Here is a 17338-nt window from a genome sequence, read left to right on the forward strand (position 1 = left end):
AATTCTTTGCTGCAAAGCAGCAATAAAAACATATGTGTATCTCCTAAAAACTATTCAATATTTTTCTAAAAGAACTGCCTCGAATCTACTATAAACAACTCTAAACTCTACACTCTAAACTCTAAACTAATCTAGCATTTCCCCTTTCAACATGAAAAAAAGAGGACATTTCTGCCCTCTTTCCTTAGTTAGATATAATTATGCTTTTTCAACGATTGTTGCTACGCCTTGGCCGCCGCCGATACATAATGTTGCTAAACCGTATTTTCCGTCACGACGTTTTAATTCGTGAAGTAATGTTACTAGAATTCTTGCACCACTTGCTCCAATTGGATGTCCTAATGCAATTGCTCCACCGTTAACATTTAAAATGTCACGAGAGAATTCAAGGTCTTTGCCTACTGCTAATGATTGAGCTGCAAACGCTTCGTTTGCTTCAACTAGACTTAAGTCAGCTAAAGAAATTCCCGCTTTCTCTAAAGCTTTTTTCGTTGCTGGAACAGGTCCGATACCCATGATGCTTGGATCAACACCCGCGCTAGCGTTAGCACGAATAATCGCTAATGGTTGTACACCTAACTCTTCTGCTTTTTCACGGCTCATTACGACTAATGCAGCCGCACCGTCATTGATACCAGAAGCGTTTCCAGCTGTAACAGATCCATCCTTCTTAAATGCAGGGCGTAATTTTGCTAATTTCTCAGCAGTACTACCAGCTTTTACATACTCATCTGTATCAAAAATGATTGGGTCTGCTTTTCTTTGAGGAATTTCAACAGCTACGATTTCATCTTTGAATTTTCCATCTGCAATTGCTTGAGATGCTTTCTGTTGGCTCCACGCAGAAAATTCATCTTGCTCTTCACGAGTTAAGCCGTATTGGTCACAAAGATTTTCTGCAGTAATTCCCATGTGGTAATCATTAAATGCGCAAGTTAAGCCGTCAGATACCATACTGTCAACGATCTTCGCATCCCCCATACGGTAACCAGTACGAGCTCCTGGCGCGATATATGGTGCTTGGCTCATATTTTCCATACCACCAGCAACAACAACATCAGCATCTCCTGAAAGAATGGCTTGTGTAGCTAAGTGAACAGCTTTCAAACCAGATCCACAAACTTTATTGATCGTCATTGACGAAACCTCTTGAGCTAAACCAGCTTGAATTGCCGCTTGGCGCGCCGGGTTTTGTCCAAGACCCGCTTGAAGAACATTCCCCATAATTACTTCATCAACTTGATCAGCTGATACACCTGCTTTTTCAAGAGCCGCTTTAATTACAAGGCCACCTAATTTAGGCGCAGAAATATCCTTTAAGCTCCCTCCAAAACTACCAATTGGAGTACGTACTGCACTAGCAATTACAACTTCTTTTTGTCCCATTTTCTCGTCTCCCTTTCTTTAATGAACTTGGCTTAGCATGACTTATAAGAGATACGTCCTTCTTAAGTACATGTAACGACGATCCACACAAAATTAATTATGTAAGCCTTACTTATCTACTCTTCTTTGTAAATTCAGAAATTTTACAAAAGAAAAATATCTCACGCTATATTATATTTCAGATTGTTTTTCCATTTTCCTGCTTATTTTTACAAAAAAAATTACAAATACACAAAAAAAGTTCAGGAACCCCCTGAACTTTTTTATTATATAGCATCATGCATACATTTTATTAATTGCATCTTCAAGCTGACTTCGCTTTGAAGATTTTGCATATTGCTTTGTAATATTAATATCTGAATGACCAGCTAACTCAGCAATCAATGTTAAATCAACACCCTTATTTACTAGTTCATAACAAAATGTATGACGTAGCTTGTGCGGATGAACACCATACTGTTTTAGCATGTGCTGAACAGTGCGGGTCGATATTCGCTTTTGATAGTTTGATAAAAAGAGAGCTTCTTGGTCATCAATTCTCGAATCTAAATATTTATTTATATATTCAATCGTCACTTTTGAAACTGGAATTTGGCGATTTCGTTCTTTATCCCGACTGCGAATGATTAGTAAACCATTTTGTAAATCTTCTTTATTCAATGCACAGAGTTCTGAAACACGAATTCCTGTGTACAGTAATGTATAGGCAATGGCAATATTACGATTATTTTCATCATTCTCAAGACGGTGTAATAGCTGTTTAATTTCCTTATCAGACAAATATTCTGGAGGTGTATAATCAGATGTTTTTTCCTTCCGATGAACCTCTTTCATTATTTGTGGGCGATCAAGATAGCGTGCAAAAGCACCTAATGTATTAAAAATTTTATCAATGGTGGTTGCACTTCGGCCCTCATGATCTAAATAGTCCATGTACGACTGAATATCTTCCTTTGTAACTTGATCAAGCTGAACCTGTTTTTCCTCGATTAACCAGCTGGCAAATGAATGGAGCACTCCTACATAAGTTTTAACCGTATTTTCAGATCTACCCCTTTGAAGTAAATCCTGAGCGAACGATTCTAGTACTTCTGTTGCTCCAGCGCATTTCTTTTTCATGACAACGCCTCCTCCTGTATCATTATATTCTCGTTATACAGAAAAGTCAAATTCTACGACAATTCATACTTTTTACTATCTAATAATCATTTTATAAATACTATCCGGTAACCGTACATCATACTTTTAAATGTAAACTACAGTTATGTCTCTTATCTTATTTTACACCAAAACACGAACATTAAAACATATTAACAATAAAAAGTTCGGTTAATTTCATCTTTTCTCTATTCTCTTTTAAAAAGGTATGCTATAATCACTTCATTAATAAAAATTCAAAAATAATAACTCGTATAATCGTGGGGATATGGCTCACAAGTTTCTACCGAATTACCGCAAATGATTCGACTACGAGTGAATAATTTGGCACTAGAGTTTTTTGTTATATAGTATTTTATATAACAAACACTATAGCTCGAGGGTCTGTATTCACTCATTTGTTGAGTCTACAGATCCTCGAGCTTTTTTAGTAAAAAATCAAACAGTAAAAAAACTGATTCATATAGGGGGAATAACAAGTGCAACAATTAAAAGAGGAAATTATGAATTACGGGATTGTCTTACCTGGAGATGTCCTCAAGGTTGATTCTTTTCTAAATCACCAAATTAATCCAAAGCTATCTGCTGAAATTGGGAAGGAATTTGTAAGACGATTTTCCGAAAAAAAAATAACTAAGGTTCTAACAATTGAATCATCAGGAATCGCTCCTGGATTAATGACTGCTCTTGAACTAGATGTACAACTCGTTTTTGCGAGAAAGAAAAAGTCATTAACAATGAATAGTGATGTTTATTCTGCCAGCGTCTACTCATATACGAAAAATGAAACAAATGAAATTACAGTTTCAAAAAACTTTATCGATGCCGACGATCATCTTCTAGTTATTGATGATTTTCTCGCTAACGGAGAAGCTGCAATCGGTCTTGCAAAAATAGTAGAGCAAGCAGGAGCAACAGTCGCTGGAATCGGGATTGTCATTGAAAAATCATTCCAGCCTGGCCGTGATAAATTAATTGAAGCAGGTTATGACGTGGAATCTTTAGCAAGAATCGCTTCATTAAAAGACGGGCAAGTGAAATTTGTAGAAGAAATGACTTTTGCTTAAGAAAAGCGCAAGCGCCTTGTTCAGCCGCGACAAGCACTGGAGGGCCGACAATAAGTGTCCCGTCTTTTGGACACTTTTGACGGCCCGAAGTGACCTCGAGCGGCTAGGCGCTGGAGCTAGACATCTGTGAAACTTTATACTTTCTTATCTTCAAATAAAAACAAACCATCTAGGGGGATTACAAACAAATGTCTACAAAACCAATTCATTATCCATGGTATAAAAAAGAAGATACAGATGCATTTTTTGCATTATTCCAAAATAACTTAGCAAACTTTGTGATTATTGCCGCTGCACTTCTAGGAATGGGATTTCCGGCAAGCATTGTATTCGGAAAAGTCATTCCCGGGGCTGCCGCTGCTGTTATTGTCGGGAACTTATATTATGCTTATTCAGCAGCACGTCTTGCAAAAAAAGAAGGTCGTACTAACGTCACCGCACTATCGTATGGAATCAGTACACCTGTTATGTTTATTTTCTTATTTGGGGTTACATTGCCAGCGTTAACACTCACTGGTGACCCTGAACTTGCTTGGAAAATTGCCTTAGCCGCATGTTTCTTAAGTGGCCTAATCGAAGCACTTGTCAGTGTAACTGGCAACTGGATCCGTGACCACCTTCCAAAAGCGGCAATGCTAGGTGCACTAGCCGGGGTAGCGATCACATTTATCGCCGCTGAAATGTTGTTTAAAACATTGGAAATGCCTGTTGTTGGGTTTGTTGTATTAGCGATTATTCTTGTTGGTATTGTTGGAAAGATTACATTACCATTTCGAATTCCTGCTTCATTATTTGCGATTATTATTGGTACGGTACTTGCTTTCTCTTTAGGTCAAGCAAGTACTGATAAAATTACTGAAGGTCTAGGCAATATCGGTTTTTATCCGATCGTTCCTTCACTTGCAGCATTTGAAGGATTCGGCTACTTATTCGGTACAATGATTGCTTTACTTGCGGTTATTTTACCGATTACGATCTATAATGCGATTGAAACAATGAATAATGTCGAAGCGATGGCGGCAACTGGTGACAAGTACGATGTCCGTGAATGTCAAGCAGTTGACGGTGCCGGTACGATGATTGGAGCTCTATTTGGTGGAATGTTCCCAACAACTGTATATATCGCAACAGTAGGTTCAAAATGGATGGGGGCAGGTCGTGGCTATAGTATTTTAAACGCCATTGTGTTTGCACTTGCAGCAATGTTCGGTTTAATTGCAGCGATGGCAGCGATTATCCCTGTAGCTGTTATTGCTCCAATTTTAATTTTTGTCGGAATCTCAATGGTATCAACAGCATTCCAAACGAATGCACCGAAATACTTCCCAGCGATTGCGATTGCAATGCTGCCATACTTTGCAAACTATATAATGACTCGTTTTAACAACGCGGCTGGAGAAGCTGTTGCAGAAGTTTCAGGTGGTATCGTTCCACTCGGCCAAGGTGCAATGTTCACAGCGATTATCCTTGGAGCAATCACGGTGTTTATCATTGATCACGAGTTCAAAAAAGCAATGATCTTCTCAGTCATCGGTGCAGGCCTTTCCTATATCGGACTTATGCACGCACCATCAATGGCATTCGGAGCAGCCAATGACTTTGCAATTGGATATCTCATCATGGCCGGCTTCTTCGCCATCTATGCGTTTAGAAAAACGAATACAGCAGTTAATAGTGAACTTAGCGAAAAGCAAAATGTAGCGTGAAACAAATAATTAATAATTAATAATGTAGAATTACTTCTTGATTATTTAAAGAGGAATACAAAACTCAAAAAGAGGCAGGTACAAAAATCATTTGTTCTGCCTCTTTTTCTTTTAGAGTATAAAGTTAACTCAACGAATTTCACTAAAAAATACTGCCTTGAAAACCCAAAACAATTATTAATTATAAATTATTAATTACTTCATTCCTAATACATCATCTTCCTCGTCATCCCACCATCGACAATATGATTAATTCCTGTTATAAAGTCGTTTTCTTCTGCTGTTAAATAGAAACAAGCTCGAGCAATATCACTTGGTCTTCCAACGCGTTGTGCAGGATGTTGGATGTGATCGGTTGTACGGAGTTGTTCATAATCTCCTGTTTCAATCCAACCTGGACTAATCGCATTTACGCGAATTCGATTCTTCCCTAAGGATAGTGCGAGTGCATGTGTCAATGCCACAATCCCTCCCTTAGATGCGGCATAGGCTTCAGAGTTTGGCTCAGACATCAGCGCTCTGGTTGATGCCATATTAACGATTGAACCTCCTCCATTCTCCTTCATGACTTTTGCAGCTTCTCTCGCACAAAGAAAGACTCCACGGAGATTTATATTAATGACCTTGTCCCATTCCTCAACATTAAGATCATATGGAGAGGTCCAACACGAAACACCTGCATTATTTATCAGGATATCAATTGTCCCATATGTAGCTACTGTTTTTTCGATTAATGTTATGATTTCATCAGGTTTACTGACATCAGTTACACATACTTCTGCTACACCGCCATTTTCAATAATCAATCTTTTCGTATACTCACTTGCCTTCTTATCTTTCTCTGCAATCATAACCTTTGCACCCTTGGAAGCATATTGAACCGCAACCTCTTGTCCGATTCCTTTTCCAGCCCCAGTAACAATCACTACTTTTCCTATAAACATAAAAATAACTCCTTTTCATTTATACTAGTATTTACTATAATTGTAATGATGTGTTCCTTTCTTTTATTTTAAAATAGTTAGAAAGTTCCTTTTACAGGACATATTTAGAATTGCTATACTTATATAAAATACGCAAAAATAAGAGGCGATATAATGATTGGTGAAAAAGTTAAAAAATATCGAAAAGAAAAAGGATTATCACTTTCAGAGCTTGCAGAGCGTGCTGGCGTGGCTAAGTCCTACCTTAGCTCAATTGAAAGAAATATACAATCAAATCCATCAATTCAATTTCTGGATAAAATTTCATCTGTATTAGACGTTTCAGTTGAAACACTATTACATGAAAGTGATAATACCGATGATAACCTTGATCCTGCATGGGTCGACCTTGTCAAAGAAGCAATGAATTCAGGTGTAAGTAAAGAACAATTCAAAGAGTTTTTGGAGTTTAATAAATGGAAAAGTAATGTAAAAGAGAAGGAATAGAAAGAAACGCCACTTATTAAATAAGAGGCGTTTTTGTTTTTTGAAGTATAAAAACCTGTAATTCTTGTTCTTGAGATGAATAACTATGATAATTAGGTCGAAGGAATAGAAAGTAACCCTTTAAAGTTCTGCATAAACAATCAAAAAAAGAACGTTTTAGTTCACCATAAAGAACGAAAAGTGATATAAAAAAGCCTATCCTTCCTTTCGATAGGACTATGTACAGTCTTTTTTCAATATACATTTGAATTACCATTTAAAAACTCCCTAACCTCTTCGATCGTTAATCCCAGTGCCTTTGCTTGATAAATTAGTGTTAACCATTCTTGATCTAATTTCTCATCGAGTTTAGTTTCCATGCATTCCCCTCCTAATACATAATTTATATGAATTTTCAGTAAATTATAATAGGCCTGTTTCCCTTTTTTACTATTACCCCCATAATATACCGTTTTAAGACGAATGATAATAATCCTTTTAAAAATTTTATAAAAAACAAGCTATTTATATTCCAGTAATTATTGTAATATTCATGTAAAATTAGAGGTTAAATTTACCATTTATTTTCCCTATTGCTTTCTCTTCAATATGTAGATAAAGTAAAACTGATAGTAATAATAGAATTGATCTTATCGTTGAAAGGAGTTATTGCGATGAAAATTCCTAAATATCCGGATGACTTTTATATGATTGGTGATCGTCGTAAAGAGGTAACCGATGAAGAAATAAATGAAATGGTAAATAAAGGAATCGAAGTATTAAACGAAAATAAGGATGTTACGAATTACTCTACAACTAAAGGGGATGTTCTCGTCATTATTGACCGTGTTCATAATGATGAAGGACACATGTTTGAAATATCCGTCTGCAGGCAGCATGAAAGAGGATTTGTAGAAGAATAGGATTACATAAAAGTAATAAGGAGAGTTCTCACATCGAGAACTCTCCTCTTTCATATTAAGCAATTTGATTGACAAACTCACCTTGCAGACGAACGATAACTTTATCTGCTGTTTGTTGTAATGTTTCATTAATTTCTAAAGAATTACGACTCATTGTTACGTATAAGACGAATCCGATGAATTCATAATATTGAATGCTGCTGTTTTCTGCCATGAATGCTAATGAGCCTGTTAATGATAATGATGGTGTACCATTTACATCGATGACATAGACCTGACCATTATGATCAGCCTTCAGGTCAATGCGAATAAGGTCATTGGCTCCGAGCGCTTGAAAGACTTCGGTAGCTACCTCTTGTATTTTCATCCCTACCGACTCTGTAAATGGAACAATCTCAAAATTCTCTCTTTCTTTATGCTCCACTCGTTTTACTTCCTGGCTGCGAACTTGAAAATCTTCTGGAAAGGCAACAATCGGAAGAACGTGTGGTAGTCCATTTCCGACTACACCTACCGTATATTCTCGTCCTGATAGGTACGTTTCAGCAAGTATCGGCTGATCGCCAATTAATCCTCTTAATTGCTGTAATTTACTTATGAGATCTTCACGGTTATTGACTACGGACTTTTCATCAATACCAATGCTGCAGCCGCCGCCACATGGCTTTAAAAACATCGGATAGCCGACATAATATTCTACCTTTTCAATATTTGCTGCTTCTTCTTGCAATTGATCAAATACAAAGAAACGAGGTATCATGACTTTATCTGTTAATTTCTTGTATGTGATATCTTTATTACGACATGCTTCATGTGCATCTGGCGCTGAATGCGTATAAGGGATATTATACGATTCAAGCACTTGCCTAACTCGTAATGCACCTGTACCGTCAAACAGAGAAGATGGTTCATCCAAAAATCCTTCTGCTATTACAAAAGCTACATCAAGCGGTAAATTTTCCTCAATCACTGAACCCATTTGTTCTGGACTAAAAGCATTTACGCAAATCACTTCCATTTGATACGATTCGATAATTGCTTTGATCTGATTTACCGTTCTCGTTGTTGCACACTCACGAAATTCTTGTGTACGTTTTTCATCACTTACCCAATTATATACAAAAAGGACTTTCTGTTTCACATCTTACTCTCCATTCATCATAAATTATTTATAGACAAGAAGATTATACTGAGGTTTTCAAAATTTTTCAATGAGTATTTAGGAGAATATAAGAGTAATTTGAAGGAAGTAAGAATATACTAAATATAATCTAATTAAAATCCTAACAATGATATTATATGACGTTTTTTAAACGATAAAAGGACAATTTATCAATCGTCAGAATACATCATTACTTATGTTATTCATTGTCACACTCTTCTTCTAAAGTCTGTTTATTTTTGCAAAAAAGTAGTGGTATAATTCATTTATATCTTTATTGAAGAATTTAACAACTGTGCATTCTCACTGTAGAGTGCTATTTTTTTATGTAAAGGAGTGGGATAACTTTGTTACTGTTATCTTCTTATCAAGAAAAAGTGATGAATGCCAATCAAGCTATTCAACTGGTGCATCCAGGGGATAATATCATTGTACCTCTAGGAGTTGGGGAGCCACCTGTATTAATGGATGAATTAATGGAGTATGACGGCCTTGAAAATAATACATTGTTTCAGATGTTATCATTACGCAAGCTGAAAACTCTCCCGAAAGAGAAACTGAAAATTGTATCGATGTTTTTACATAATGAGGAGAGAAAGGCTTTTGCAAATCAGGAGATCGACTTATTACCTAATCACTTTTCGAATTTACCAACAATATTAAAAGCAAGAGTTAAGAACCCAATTATTATGGCTCAAGTTTCACCGATGGACGACGAAGGCTACTTCTCTCTTGGAACAAATTGTGATTATACGGCAACGTTGTTGGACAATGCGAAAGCCATTATTGTTCAAGTGAATGAACATATGCCTAGAACATACGGAAAAAACCAAATTCATCTCTCTAAGGTAAGTGCTATAGTTGAACATCACTCTCCCCTTCCAACTACCGGTGTTCCTACGCTAACGGAAAAGGATAAAGTGATTGGTCAATCGATTGCTGAACTCATTAAAAATGGAGACACGATTCAATTTGGCTTTGGATCCATTCCAAACGTCGTTATTGATCATTTAAAGAGCTATCGGGATTTAGGGATTTATACAGAAATGTTTCCAGATAATTTAGTGGATCTGTACGAAAGTGGTGCCATCACCAATGCAAATAAGCCGATTTACAATGGGGTGTCAACGGCAACGTTTGCGTTTGGTACGGAACGGTTATATAAATTCATGCATGAAAATCCTGCTTTAAATATGATTCCTGTAGATGAATCGAACAGTTTAACCGATATTGCTCAGTTTAAGCAATTTGTTACGATCAACAGCACTGTTGAAGTCGATTTCTTTGGACAATGTAATTCGGAAGTTGTAAAGGGACGATATTACTCATCGACTGGCGGACAATCTGATTTTAGTAAAGCTGTTTCATTATGTGAGGACGGGCGGGGTATCATTTGCTTACATTCAACAACAAAGGATGAAAGTGTCTCGAAAATTGTACCACAGTTAAGTGACGGCTCAGTTGTTTCAACATCAAAAAACGATGTTGATTATGTGGTTACGGAATATGGTGTTGCCCACCTTCGTTATATGACCATTTCCGAACGCACAAAAGCGCTAATCTCAATTGCCCATCCGAAGTTTCGTGATGAGCTAACATTCCAAGCGAAAAGGTTAGGTTTAATATAAAATTTAAAGAAAAAACAGTTCAACCGAGAACTGTTTTTTCTTTGTCTAATAGTTAATTTGCCATATGCTTTACTTCTTCTACTTCCGATACAGGAGTACGACCTAACCAATTTGCCACAAATGCACCGAGCGATAAATTAATGACCATATTAACCACAGATGGAACAGCAGCCATCGGATCGATATGATTCATCGCTAATGTTGCCGAAAGTGCTGTATTGCATATGCCAATATGAAATAACATTGCCCGACAGCTTGCTTCTGGCAGCTTTAACAGCTTAGCAATATAGTATCCACCAGCCATCGGAACCGCAACTTGGAAAAATACAACACCAAATAACAATGGCAATAATGACGTGTAGGTGATAAGCGAATCATATGCACTGGCTGTCACACCAAGAACGATTACAAACAATGCCAAGATTGATGAAATCGGAAAAAATGGTTTCACAACGGCGATTTTATCGCTCCATTTCCATTGCAGCAATAACCCAGCAATAATCGGAACAAAAACAATGTAAACGATATTAAGAAACAATGACCAAAACGAGATTGGAATAAATTGCCCAGCAAACACCTGCATAAGAAATGGCGTCATAAATGGTGCAATAAACGTATCAACCGCCGCTAACGTAATACTTAATGCAACTGTTCCTTCTGCAAGCAATGTATACAAATTGGCTGATGTCCCACTAGGAACCGTCCCAGCCAATATGACACCGGCAGCAAGGCTCGCATTATCCCGGAAAAATACATACGCCAGTGCAACTGAAATAAAGACCGTTAACACCCATTTCAGCGCCATCCCAAGCAATAGTTCTTTCGGCTTTTTAAATACAGCGAGAAAACTTTGAAATGGAATCGTCATCCCCATTAATAAGAAAATAAAGCCAAGAGCATAAGGTGTTGCCTCTCCTAACGGTTCAAGCGGCTTTGGAAAAAGAAAGGCAACAACCGCAAAAAAGATAATCCAAAGTGGTAAAAAACGTTGTAACACAAATATTACTTTCTGTAAGTTTGTCTGATTCACCTTTCCTACTTCCTTTCCTATAAATCTAGTTTACTTCCAACAAGTCAGGTAAGAAAGTAGAAATTTGCGGGATAAACGTAACCATTAGCAAAACAATCAATGCCGCAACAACAAATGGAAGAACGCCTCTTGATATTTCCTTCAAGCTTATATTTGCTATTCCACTTGCCACAAACAGGTTTACACCAACAGGTGGTGTAAACAAACCAATGGCAAGGTTGATCGTCATAAATACCCCAAAGACAGTTGGATCCACTTCTAAATGAAGGATGATTGGAATCAAAATCGGTACAAAAAGATAAAACGCTGAAATCGCATCAATAAACGCACCAGCAATCAATAAGATTACGTTAATTAACAATAAAATAAGAATTGGACTTTCCGTAAAGCCTAATAAACTATCAGCTACAGTTCTCGCAATTTGTTCTTTTGTAATGATATAAGCAAAAACAGAAGCAGAAGCAACAATAAACATAACGACTGCCGTTTGAATTGAGGAATCGATCAGTATATTTTTCAAATGCTTTAAGGTTAATTCGCGGTAAATAAAAAAGCCGACAAATAAACCATAGAAAACAGCAACAACAGCAGCCTCAGTAGCGGTAAAGATACCGCCGTAAATTCCACCTAAAATAATAAATGGCATTAACAGCCCCCAGAAGGCACTAACCAAAGCACGAAGAGTTTCCTTAAATGAAGCTTTCTTTCTCGGTGTATACTGTTCAACTGCTCCATTCAGCACTCCTTTTCCTTCCCGGTAAAGGACATAATACGCGGCCATTAAAAATCCTAGGCCAAGTAAGATCCCAGGAATTATCCCTGCAATAAATAAGCGACCAATCGAAACCGGCAAACGATCACCGGCAACAACCGCAAAGACAATAAAGGCAATACTCGGAGGAATAATAATCCCAATTGAGCCCGCACTTGCTAACAAACCTGATGCTGTCTTCTTCGGAAATCCATTTTTTACTAGTGCAGGTATTAAGATCGTACCAATCGCCGCAACCGTTGCCGGGCCCGAGCCGGAAATTGCTGCAAAAAAGAAAGCTACTAAAATCGTGACGAGTGCCATTCCACCTTTTCGATGCCCAAGCAATGAATCTGCAAAGGCAATTAAGCGCTTAGAAATCCCTGCATATTCCATAATCACCCCTGCTAAAATAAAAAACGGAATTGCAAGTAACGTAAATCTCGCCGAGGAAGCATACATAATATCTGTTAATGTAGATAACGCTCGTACACCATCAAAAATAAACAATGTCGTGACAGAAGCAGCTGCCAAGGAAATCGCAATGGGAACATTAATGAGTAGTAGTAGGAAAAATAATCCAAATAATACAATTCCAATCATGCTGTCTTCCCCCCTTCTCTTATGAGGGTCAACATTTCAATGATGGTTACTTGAACTGTCCGAATGAGACAAAGCAGTCCACCAATGAATAGACCAGAAGAGAATACCCATTGAGGCCAGCCTAAGGCAGGAGTTTTTTGATTTAACATCATCTGAAATTGAATCGTATCCCAAGTATAATAAACGATCAGAAAGAATATCGTCATACTTATTAGCCCAGTAACAGCGATCATAATAACTCTAATCGATTTGTTTGCTAAGTCATAGAAAAGGCTAAAGCCAAGATGTGCTTTGCGATGGATTCCGATGGCTGCACCTGTAAAGATAAGCAGTACAAATAGATTAACAGTCACTTCTTCCGTAAATGAAAGTGAATAATTAATAAAATAACGAGAGATCACATTCCCAAATGTAAGTAATGACATGACAGATAGGCTGATAATGACTAACGTATATTCAAAATAGGTAAGAATTTTATTTATGATATTCATGCAGTTTCACCTAACTTATTTAGATAATAATTGAGACAGAAGCATCTGCTTCTGTCTCTCACTTTTCTTAATTGCCACGGAATGCCTCTAGTAATTCAGCACCCCAGATTGACTCATACTTCTCGTAAACCGGTTCTACAGATTCTCTAAATCCAGCTAATTGCTCGTCTGTTAAATACGAAAATTCCATACCTTGAGACTTAAGGTCTTCGATTAATTCTGCTTCACGGTCACGAGTTAAACTGATTTGATACTCGTTAGCAATCGCTGCCGCTTCACGAACAGCTTCTTGATCTTCTGGATGTAATGATTCAAATAACACCTTGTTCATTCCTAATACTAGTGGATCATAAGAATAGTTCCACATTGTGATATAATCTTGTACTTCATTTAAACGCGATGAATGGATAACATCAACTGGATTCTCTTGACCATCAATTGTTCCTTGCTGAAGAGCTGTAAACACTTCAGAAAATGCCATTGTTGTTGGATCTGCACCCATCTCTCTAAATAAATCAATGTACATGCTAATTCCAGGAATACGAACTTTTAAATCTTTAATATCTTCAACTGATTCAACTGGGCGAACACCATTTGTCAATTGACGGAATCCGTTTTCGCCATATCCTAATGGCTCAACGCCGATTTCACGTAAAATTTCATTAATTCCTTCGCCACCAGCACCTGCTAATGCAGCTTGTGCTTCACTTACATCATTAAACAAGAATGGTGCACTCACTACACCAAATCGCTCATCAATAATGGAGTAAATAATAGTAGAGTGATACGATAAGTCGGTATTACCGCGAAGTAACATTTCAATTCCTGTTTGTTGGTTACCACCTGATAATTGCTCATCAGCAACGACATCAATTTCAAAACGTCCATCTGTACGTGCTGCTAATTCCTCAGCAAATTTCACTCCGCCTAAATACCATGTTGATGCCTCACCTGTTGTAACTGACATGCTTAATTTGTATGTATCAGTTGGGCCGTCAGCACTCGCACCATCCTCATTATTGCTATCATCCGTCTGACTGTCACTGCCAGTTGATTGCCCACCACATGCTGTTAATAGTAGTAATAGCATAGCTACAGCGATGGCAGACCAAAACTTTGTCTTCTTCATCTGTCTTCCCCCTTGGTCTTTTCAAGTTGCAATCTCATCAGCTAACTGATAAAATTACTGAATTTTATAATAGTTATTATTGTAGAACTATTCTAACATTTTAAAATCTATAAATCTACAGCAATTTACAAAATTAGTATGTAAAAGGGGGGGGAACGATAGAATATTAGAATAATTAAGTTAATTCATTACAAAAAACGTCGTAAAACTTCCAATTCCCATCCAAATCACCTATACTATTTAGAGTGACGAAATAGTTTTATTCTCAAAAAATAAGATCTCTAGTTTTTAAGATCAGTAAGAAGGTGTCTTATCCATTAATACACAAAAAAGAAACATTACCATCATGTGGTTTGCTAACTTCCTAGTTGCAGGAAGCAACACAATGATATTGCCGTTTATCTCTTTATATATTGACACGTTCGGTGACTACTCGGATTCGTATGTCCAGCAATGGGCTGGCTATGTGTTTGCGATTACCTTTTTGGTCGCTTTTTTCTTTTCACCTGTTTGGGGACGAATTGGTGATAAATATGGGCGCAAAAAAATTCTAATTATAACTAGCGTCGGAATTGCATTCAGTGTCTTTCTCATGGGATTTGCCAGCTCGGTTATTTACCTATTTATCCTGCGTGCATTTATGGGTATTGTTACAGGTTTTATCCCAACATCGATTGCCTTTATTTCTGCGCAAACAAAAAAAGAAGAAGCCGGAAAAGTTGTCGGGACATTGCAGACTGGAACAGTTACAGGGGGTCTATGCGGCCCATTACTTGGCGGAATGCTCGTTGACTCTTTTGGGTTTCAATATACGTTTACGATTACAGGGGCCGTTATCGCACTTGCAAGTCTCTTGGTTATTTTCGGAATCAAAGAGGTCAAAATTATCGCCAGTGAAAAGCGTAAAAAAAATCAAAAACATTTTTCTCAGAAAGAAGTTTTGTTCATTGTTTTTCGCAACCCGACATTAATTGCCCTCATGCTGATCACAACGATAGCACAAGCTGCCAACTTTAGCATTCAGCCTTTGTTAGCACTTTATGTAAGTGAGATTAGTACGTCTGAAAATCTTGCCTTCCTCGCTGGGCTTGCTTTTTCAATAACCGGATTAGGAAATTTATTATCCACTAGAAAATGGGGAGATTTAGGGGATCACATAGGGCATCATAAAGTTCTTATGATCCTGCTCGTATTTTCACCTATCTTCTTTATTCCACAAGCAGTAGTAACTGAACTATGGCAGCTTGTCCTTCTCCGCTTCTTATATGGGATCATAATTGGCGGGTTAATTCCTTGTATCACTGCCTATATACGCCAACTTGCCCCTCTCTCAATTCAAGGTGAAGTCCTCGGCTATAATGTAAGCTTTCGTTTTCTTGGAAACGTTCTTGGCCCTGTCATGGGTGGTATTATTGCCAGCTATTTCAGTGTAGCGGTTGTTTTTTATACTTCAGGAATATTCTTATTCATAAGTGCCGGACTACTGTGGATCGCTTCTAAAAAAGAAGATAAGAAGCAGGCACGCGAGGTTGAATGGAAAGAAACGTACAACTAGGTTTCCTGCTCCCTACCCATAATTTACTGAAGGAGTATCTGATCATATCTCTTCAGTAAATTATGTTATTTTTATTAAATAATTTCTTGCTTAAACTTTACAAACATCTTAAAATATATAGTAAATATTCAGAAATTTTAGAACAATTTCATTATAAAAAATGAGCGCTCGCTTAGAATGTGTAAGTGCTTAATGTAAGGAAAGGTACTGATTTAGTTCTTCTCCTTAAGATTGGAGTGAAACGATGTTTATTCAACAACCATTTGATGAATTTTTAGGCTTTCAATACGAAAGAGTAGATGAAAAGAGCATTAAAGTCACATTACCCGTTAAACCTTTATATTTAAACAGTGTTGGTGCTGTCCATGGCGGGATTATTTCCTCACTTTCTGATGTTGCCATGTGCAATACAATCGAACCTGATGAAAACAATATTCAACAAGTCGTTACAATTGATCTCAATGTCTCATTTCTAAAAAAAGCGAAAGGAGAATACCTAGTCGCCCATGCTAGTGTTGTCAAAGAAGGACATACGCTCACTCATGTTGACTGTTTTATTTATGATGACAAAGAAAATGTTGTTGCCAAAGCAAATGGTATCTTTTTTAACAGTTAATACTTAGAAAAAAATCGTTGTGTAAAGGGGAGTTCACAATTGAAAAAAAAGAAGGTTCCTTCCGTTATTAAAGATCAACGGCTCATTGAATACCGAAGAAACCAAATTATCAAAGCAGCCGTTAGCCTTTTTAAACAAAAAGGCTTTCACAGAACAACGACAAGAGAAATATCCAGGTTGTCTGGATTTAGCATTGGTGCACTTTATGAATATGTAGGATCGAAAGAAGATATTCTGTTCCTTGTTTGTGACTCGATTTTTGATGAAGTAATTGAACGTCTTCAGCCACACTTAAGGACAGATGTAGTCGGTATAGAAAGACTAAAACTAGTCATTCGATCGTACTATAAAGTGATTGATCACCTTCAAGATGAGCTCCTTGTAATGTATCAAGAAGCAAAATCATTGGATTCCGAAGCACTTCCTTATGTCCTTCATAAAAACGATTTAATGACGAACAATATTGAACTGGTGATCAGGCACTGTGTAGAAAACGGCTTACTGCAGCTTAATGAAAATCAAATTAAATTAGCTAGCCATAACATTATTGTCAGTGGTCACATGTGGGCTTTCCGACGTTGGGCATTACAGAAGCTCTATACAATTGACGAGTATATTGATTTACAGACAAGCTTTTTACTTAAAGGTGTAGGTGCACCCGGAAGTGCTCAAGAAGAAATCGCAGCAACTCTACCGGCCACAGAAAAGTAGAAAACAGATAAAT

17 protein-coding genes and 1 riboswitch are annotated in these 17338 nt (G+C 37.3%); of the genes, 8 read left to right on the forward strand and 9 right to left on the reverse strand.

Annotation, left to right across the window (positions count from 1 at the left end; translation table 11 throughout):
- Positions 1 to 198: 198 nt before the first annotated feature.
- Together ACJ2A9_RS11225 and ACJ2A9_RS11230 are read right to left on the reverse strand one after the other, a co-directional pair.
- On the reverse strand, positions 199 to 1386 hold the full coding sequence (locus ACJ2A9_RS11225) for an acetyl-CoA C-acetyltransferase (protein WP_441421738.1): 1188 nt from the start codon (positions 1384 to 1386) through the stop codon (positions 199 to 201).
- Between the two features lie 276 nt (positions 1387 to 1662).
- Entirely contained in the window at positions 1663 to 2505 is an 843-nt protein-coding gene (locus ACJ2A9_RS11230; RefSeq protein WP_441421739.1) for a tyrosine-type recombinase/integrase, read from the reverse strand.
- Between the two features lie 269 nt (positions 2506 to 2774).
- A riboswitch (purine riboswitch) is annotated at positions 2775 to 2876 on the forward strand.
- Between the two features lie 147 nt (positions 2877 to 3023).
- Between ACJ2A9_RS11230 and ACJ2A9_RS11235 the strand changes: the two genes are divergently transcribed.
- Both ACJ2A9_RS11235 and ACJ2A9_RS11240 read left to right on the forward strand, forming a co-directional pair.
- Positions 3024 to 3611 (forward strand): xanthine phosphoribosyltransferase, encoded by a 588-nt coding sequence (locus tag ACJ2A9_RS11235; RefSeq protein WP_441421740.1) that lies wholly within the window; start codon positions 3024 to 3026, stop codon positions 3609 to 3611.
- Positions 3612 to 3799: 188 nt separating this feature from the next.
- Positions 3800 to 5317 (forward strand): NCS2 family permease, encoded by a 1518-nt coding sequence (locus tag ACJ2A9_RS11240; protein ID WP_441421741.1) that lies wholly within the window; start codon positions 3800 to 3802, stop codon positions 5315 to 5317.
- Between the two features lie 206 nt (positions 5318 to 5523).
- Here ACJ2A9_RS11240 and ACJ2A9_RS11245 read toward each other — a convergent pair whose 3' ends face one another.
- Positions 5524 to 6261 carry a glucose 1-dehydrogenase gene (locus ACJ2A9_RS11245; RefSeq protein WP_441421742.1) on the reverse strand — a complete coding sequence of 246 codons (738 nt, stop codon included), beginning with the start codon at positions 6259 to 6261 and terminating at the stop codon, positions 5524 to 5526.
- A 153-nt stretch (positions 6262 to 6414) separates the two neighbouring features.
- On the opposite strand from ACJ2A9_RS11245, the gene ACJ2A9_RS11250 reads away from it, so the two are divergent.
- A complete protein-coding gene (locus ACJ2A9_RS11250) occupies positions 6415 to 6747 on the forward strand; it encodes a helix-turn-helix domain-containing protein (protein WP_441421743.1) in 333 nt (110 codons plus the stop codon).
- Positions 6748 to 6980: 233 nt separating this feature from the next.
- Here ACJ2A9_RS11250 and ACJ2A9_RS11255 read toward each other — a convergent pair whose 3' ends face one another.
- The gene (locus tag ACJ2A9_RS11255; protein WP_441421744.1) at positions 6981 to 7106 is read right to left on the reverse strand and encodes an anti-repressor SinI family protein; all 126 of its coding nucleotides are present in this window, start codon (positions 7104 to 7106) and stop codon (positions 6981 to 6983) included.
- A 294-nt stretch (positions 7107 to 7400) separates the two neighbouring features.
- Here ACJ2A9_RS11255 and ACJ2A9_RS11260 point away from each other — a divergent pair, with 294 nt between their 5' ends.
- A complete protein-coding gene (locus ACJ2A9_RS11260) occupies positions 7401 to 7649 on the forward strand; it encodes a hypothetical protein (RefSeq protein ID WP_441421745.1) in 249 nt (82 codons plus the stop codon).
- Between the two features lie 55 nt (positions 7650 to 7704).
- Here ACJ2A9_RS11260 and ACJ2A9_RS11265 read toward each other — a convergent pair whose 3' ends face one another.
- Positions 7705 to 8790: a D-alanine--D-alanine ligase family protein gene (locus ACJ2A9_RS11265; RefSeq protein ID WP_441421746.1), complete on the reverse strand. Its 1086-nt coding sequence runs from the start codon at positions 8788 to 8790 to the stop codon at positions 7705 to 7707.
- A 368-nt stretch (positions 8791 to 9158) separates the two neighbouring features.
- On the opposite strand from ACJ2A9_RS11265, the gene ACJ2A9_RS11270 reads away from it, so the two are divergent.
- Positions 9159 to 10439, forward strand: coding sequence for an acetyl-CoA hydrolase/transferase family protein (locus ACJ2A9_RS11270; protein ID WP_441421747.1), 1281 nt, complete (start codon positions 9159 to 9161; stop codon positions 10437 to 10439).
- Positions 10440 to 10491: 52 nt separating this feature from the next.
- On the opposite strand, the gene ACJ2A9_RS11275 is transcribed toward ACJ2A9_RS11270, so the two are convergent.
- The 4 genes from ACJ2A9_RS11275 to ACJ2A9_RS11290 all read right to left on the reverse strand — a co-directional run bounded on the left by ACJ2A9_RS11275 (position 10492) and on the right by ACJ2A9_RS11290 (position 14443).
- Entirely contained in the window at positions 10492 to 11469 is a 978-nt protein-coding gene (locus tag ACJ2A9_RS11275) for a bile acid:sodium symporter family protein (RefSeq protein WP_441421748.1), read from the reverse strand.
- A 25-nt stretch (positions 11470 to 11494) separates the two neighbouring features.
- Positions 11495 to 12823 carry a TRAP transporter large permease gene (locus ACJ2A9_RS11280; RefSeq protein ID WP_441421749.1) on the reverse strand — a complete coding sequence of 443 codons (1329 nt, stop codon included), beginning with the start codon at positions 12821 to 12823 and terminating at the stop codon, positions 11495 to 11497.
- Positions 12820 to 13314 (reverse strand): TRAP transporter small permease, encoded by a 495-nt coding sequence (locus ACJ2A9_RS11285; protein WP_441421750.1) that lies wholly within the window; start codon positions 13312 to 13314, stop codon positions 12820 to 12822. Before ACJ2A9_RS11285 ends, ACJ2A9_RS11280 begins: the two co-directional genes overlap by 4 nt.
- A 67-nt stretch (positions 13315 to 13381) precedes the next feature.
- Positions 13382 to 14443 carry a DctP family TRAP transporter solute-binding subunit gene (locus ACJ2A9_RS11290; RefSeq protein ID WP_441421751.1) on the reverse strand — a complete coding sequence of 354 codons (1062 nt, stop codon included), beginning with the start codon at positions 14441 to 14443 and terminating at the stop codon, positions 13382 to 13384.
- A gap of 346 nt (positions 14444 to 14789) precedes the next feature.
- On the opposite strand from ACJ2A9_RS11290, the gene ACJ2A9_RS11295 reads away from it, so the two are divergent.
- The 3 genes from ACJ2A9_RS11295 (at position 14790) to ACJ2A9_RS11305 (ending at position 17325) form a co-directional block, all read left to right on the forward strand.
- On the forward strand, positions 14790 to 15998 hold the full coding sequence (locus ACJ2A9_RS11295; protein WP_441421752.1) for an MFS transporter: 1209 nt from the start codon (positions 14790 to 14792) through the stop codon (positions 15996 to 15998).
- A 244-nt stretch (positions 15999 to 16242) separates the two neighbouring features.
- A complete protein-coding gene (locus ACJ2A9_RS11300; RefSeq protein WP_441421753.1) occupies positions 16243 to 16614 on the forward strand; it encodes a PaaI family thioesterase in 372 nt (123 codons plus the stop codon).
- A 39-nt stretch (positions 16615 to 16653) separates the two neighbouring features.
- A complete protein-coding gene (locus ACJ2A9_RS11305) occupies positions 16654 to 17325 on the forward strand; it encodes a TetR/AcrR family transcriptional regulator (RefSeq protein WP_441421754.1) in 672 nt (223 codons plus the stop codon).
- Positions 17326 to 17338 lie beyond the last annotated feature (13 nt).

Origin of the sequence: Anaerobacillus sp. MEB173 (assembly GCF_052119505.1) — a bacterium.
Classification (GTDB): Bacteria; Bacillota; Bacilli; order Bacillales; family JBJMAU01; genus JBJMAU01.

Coding starts and splice junctions, on each gene's coding strand:
- ACJ2A9_RS11225 (WP_441421738.1), bottom strand. CDS start 1,386: ATGGGACAAAAAGAAGTTGTAATTGCTAGTGCAGTACGTACTCCAATT.
- ACJ2A9_RS11230 (WP_441421739.1), bottom strand. CDS start 2,505: ATGAAAAAGAAATGCGCTGGAGCAACAGAAGTACTAGAATCGTTCGCT.
- ACJ2A9_RS11240 (WP_441421741.1), top strand. CDS start 3,800: ATGTCTACAAAACCAATTCATTATCCATGGTATAAAAAAGAAGATACA.
- ACJ2A9_RS11245 (WP_441421742.1), bottom strand. CDS start 6,261: ATGTTTATAGGAAAAGTAGTGATTGTTACTGGGGCTGGAAAAGGAATC.
- ACJ2A9_RS11250 (WP_441421743.1), top strand. CDS start 6,415: ATGATTGGTGAAAAAGTTAAAAAATATCGAAAAGAAAAAGGATTATCA.
- ACJ2A9_RS11255 (WP_441421744.1), bottom strand. CDS start 7,106: ATGGAAACTAAACTCGATGAGAAATTAGATCAAGAATGGTTAACACTA.
- ACJ2A9_RS11260 (WP_441421745.1), top strand. CDS start 7,401: ATGAAAATTCCTAAATATCCGGATGACTTTTATATGATTGGTGATCGT.
- ACJ2A9_RS11280 (WP_441421749.1), bottom strand. CDS start 12,823: ATGATTGGAATTGTATTATTTGGATTATTTTTCCTACTACTACTCATT.
- ACJ2A9_RS11285 (WP_441421750.1), bottom strand. CDS start 13,314: ATGAATATCATAAATAAAATTCTTACCTATTTTGAATATACGTTAGTC.
- ACJ2A9_RS11290 (WP_441421751.1), bottom strand. CDS start 14,443: ATGAAGAAGACAAAGTTTTGGTCTGCCATCGCTGTAGCTATGCTATTA.
- ACJ2A9_RS11295 (WP_441421752.1), top strand. CDS start 14,790: ATGTGGTTTGCTAACTTCCTAGTTGCAGGAAGCAACACAATGATATTG.
- ACJ2A9_RS11300 (WP_441421753.1), top strand. CDS start 16,243: ATGTTTATTCAACAACCATTTGATGAATTTTTAGGCTTTCAATACGAA.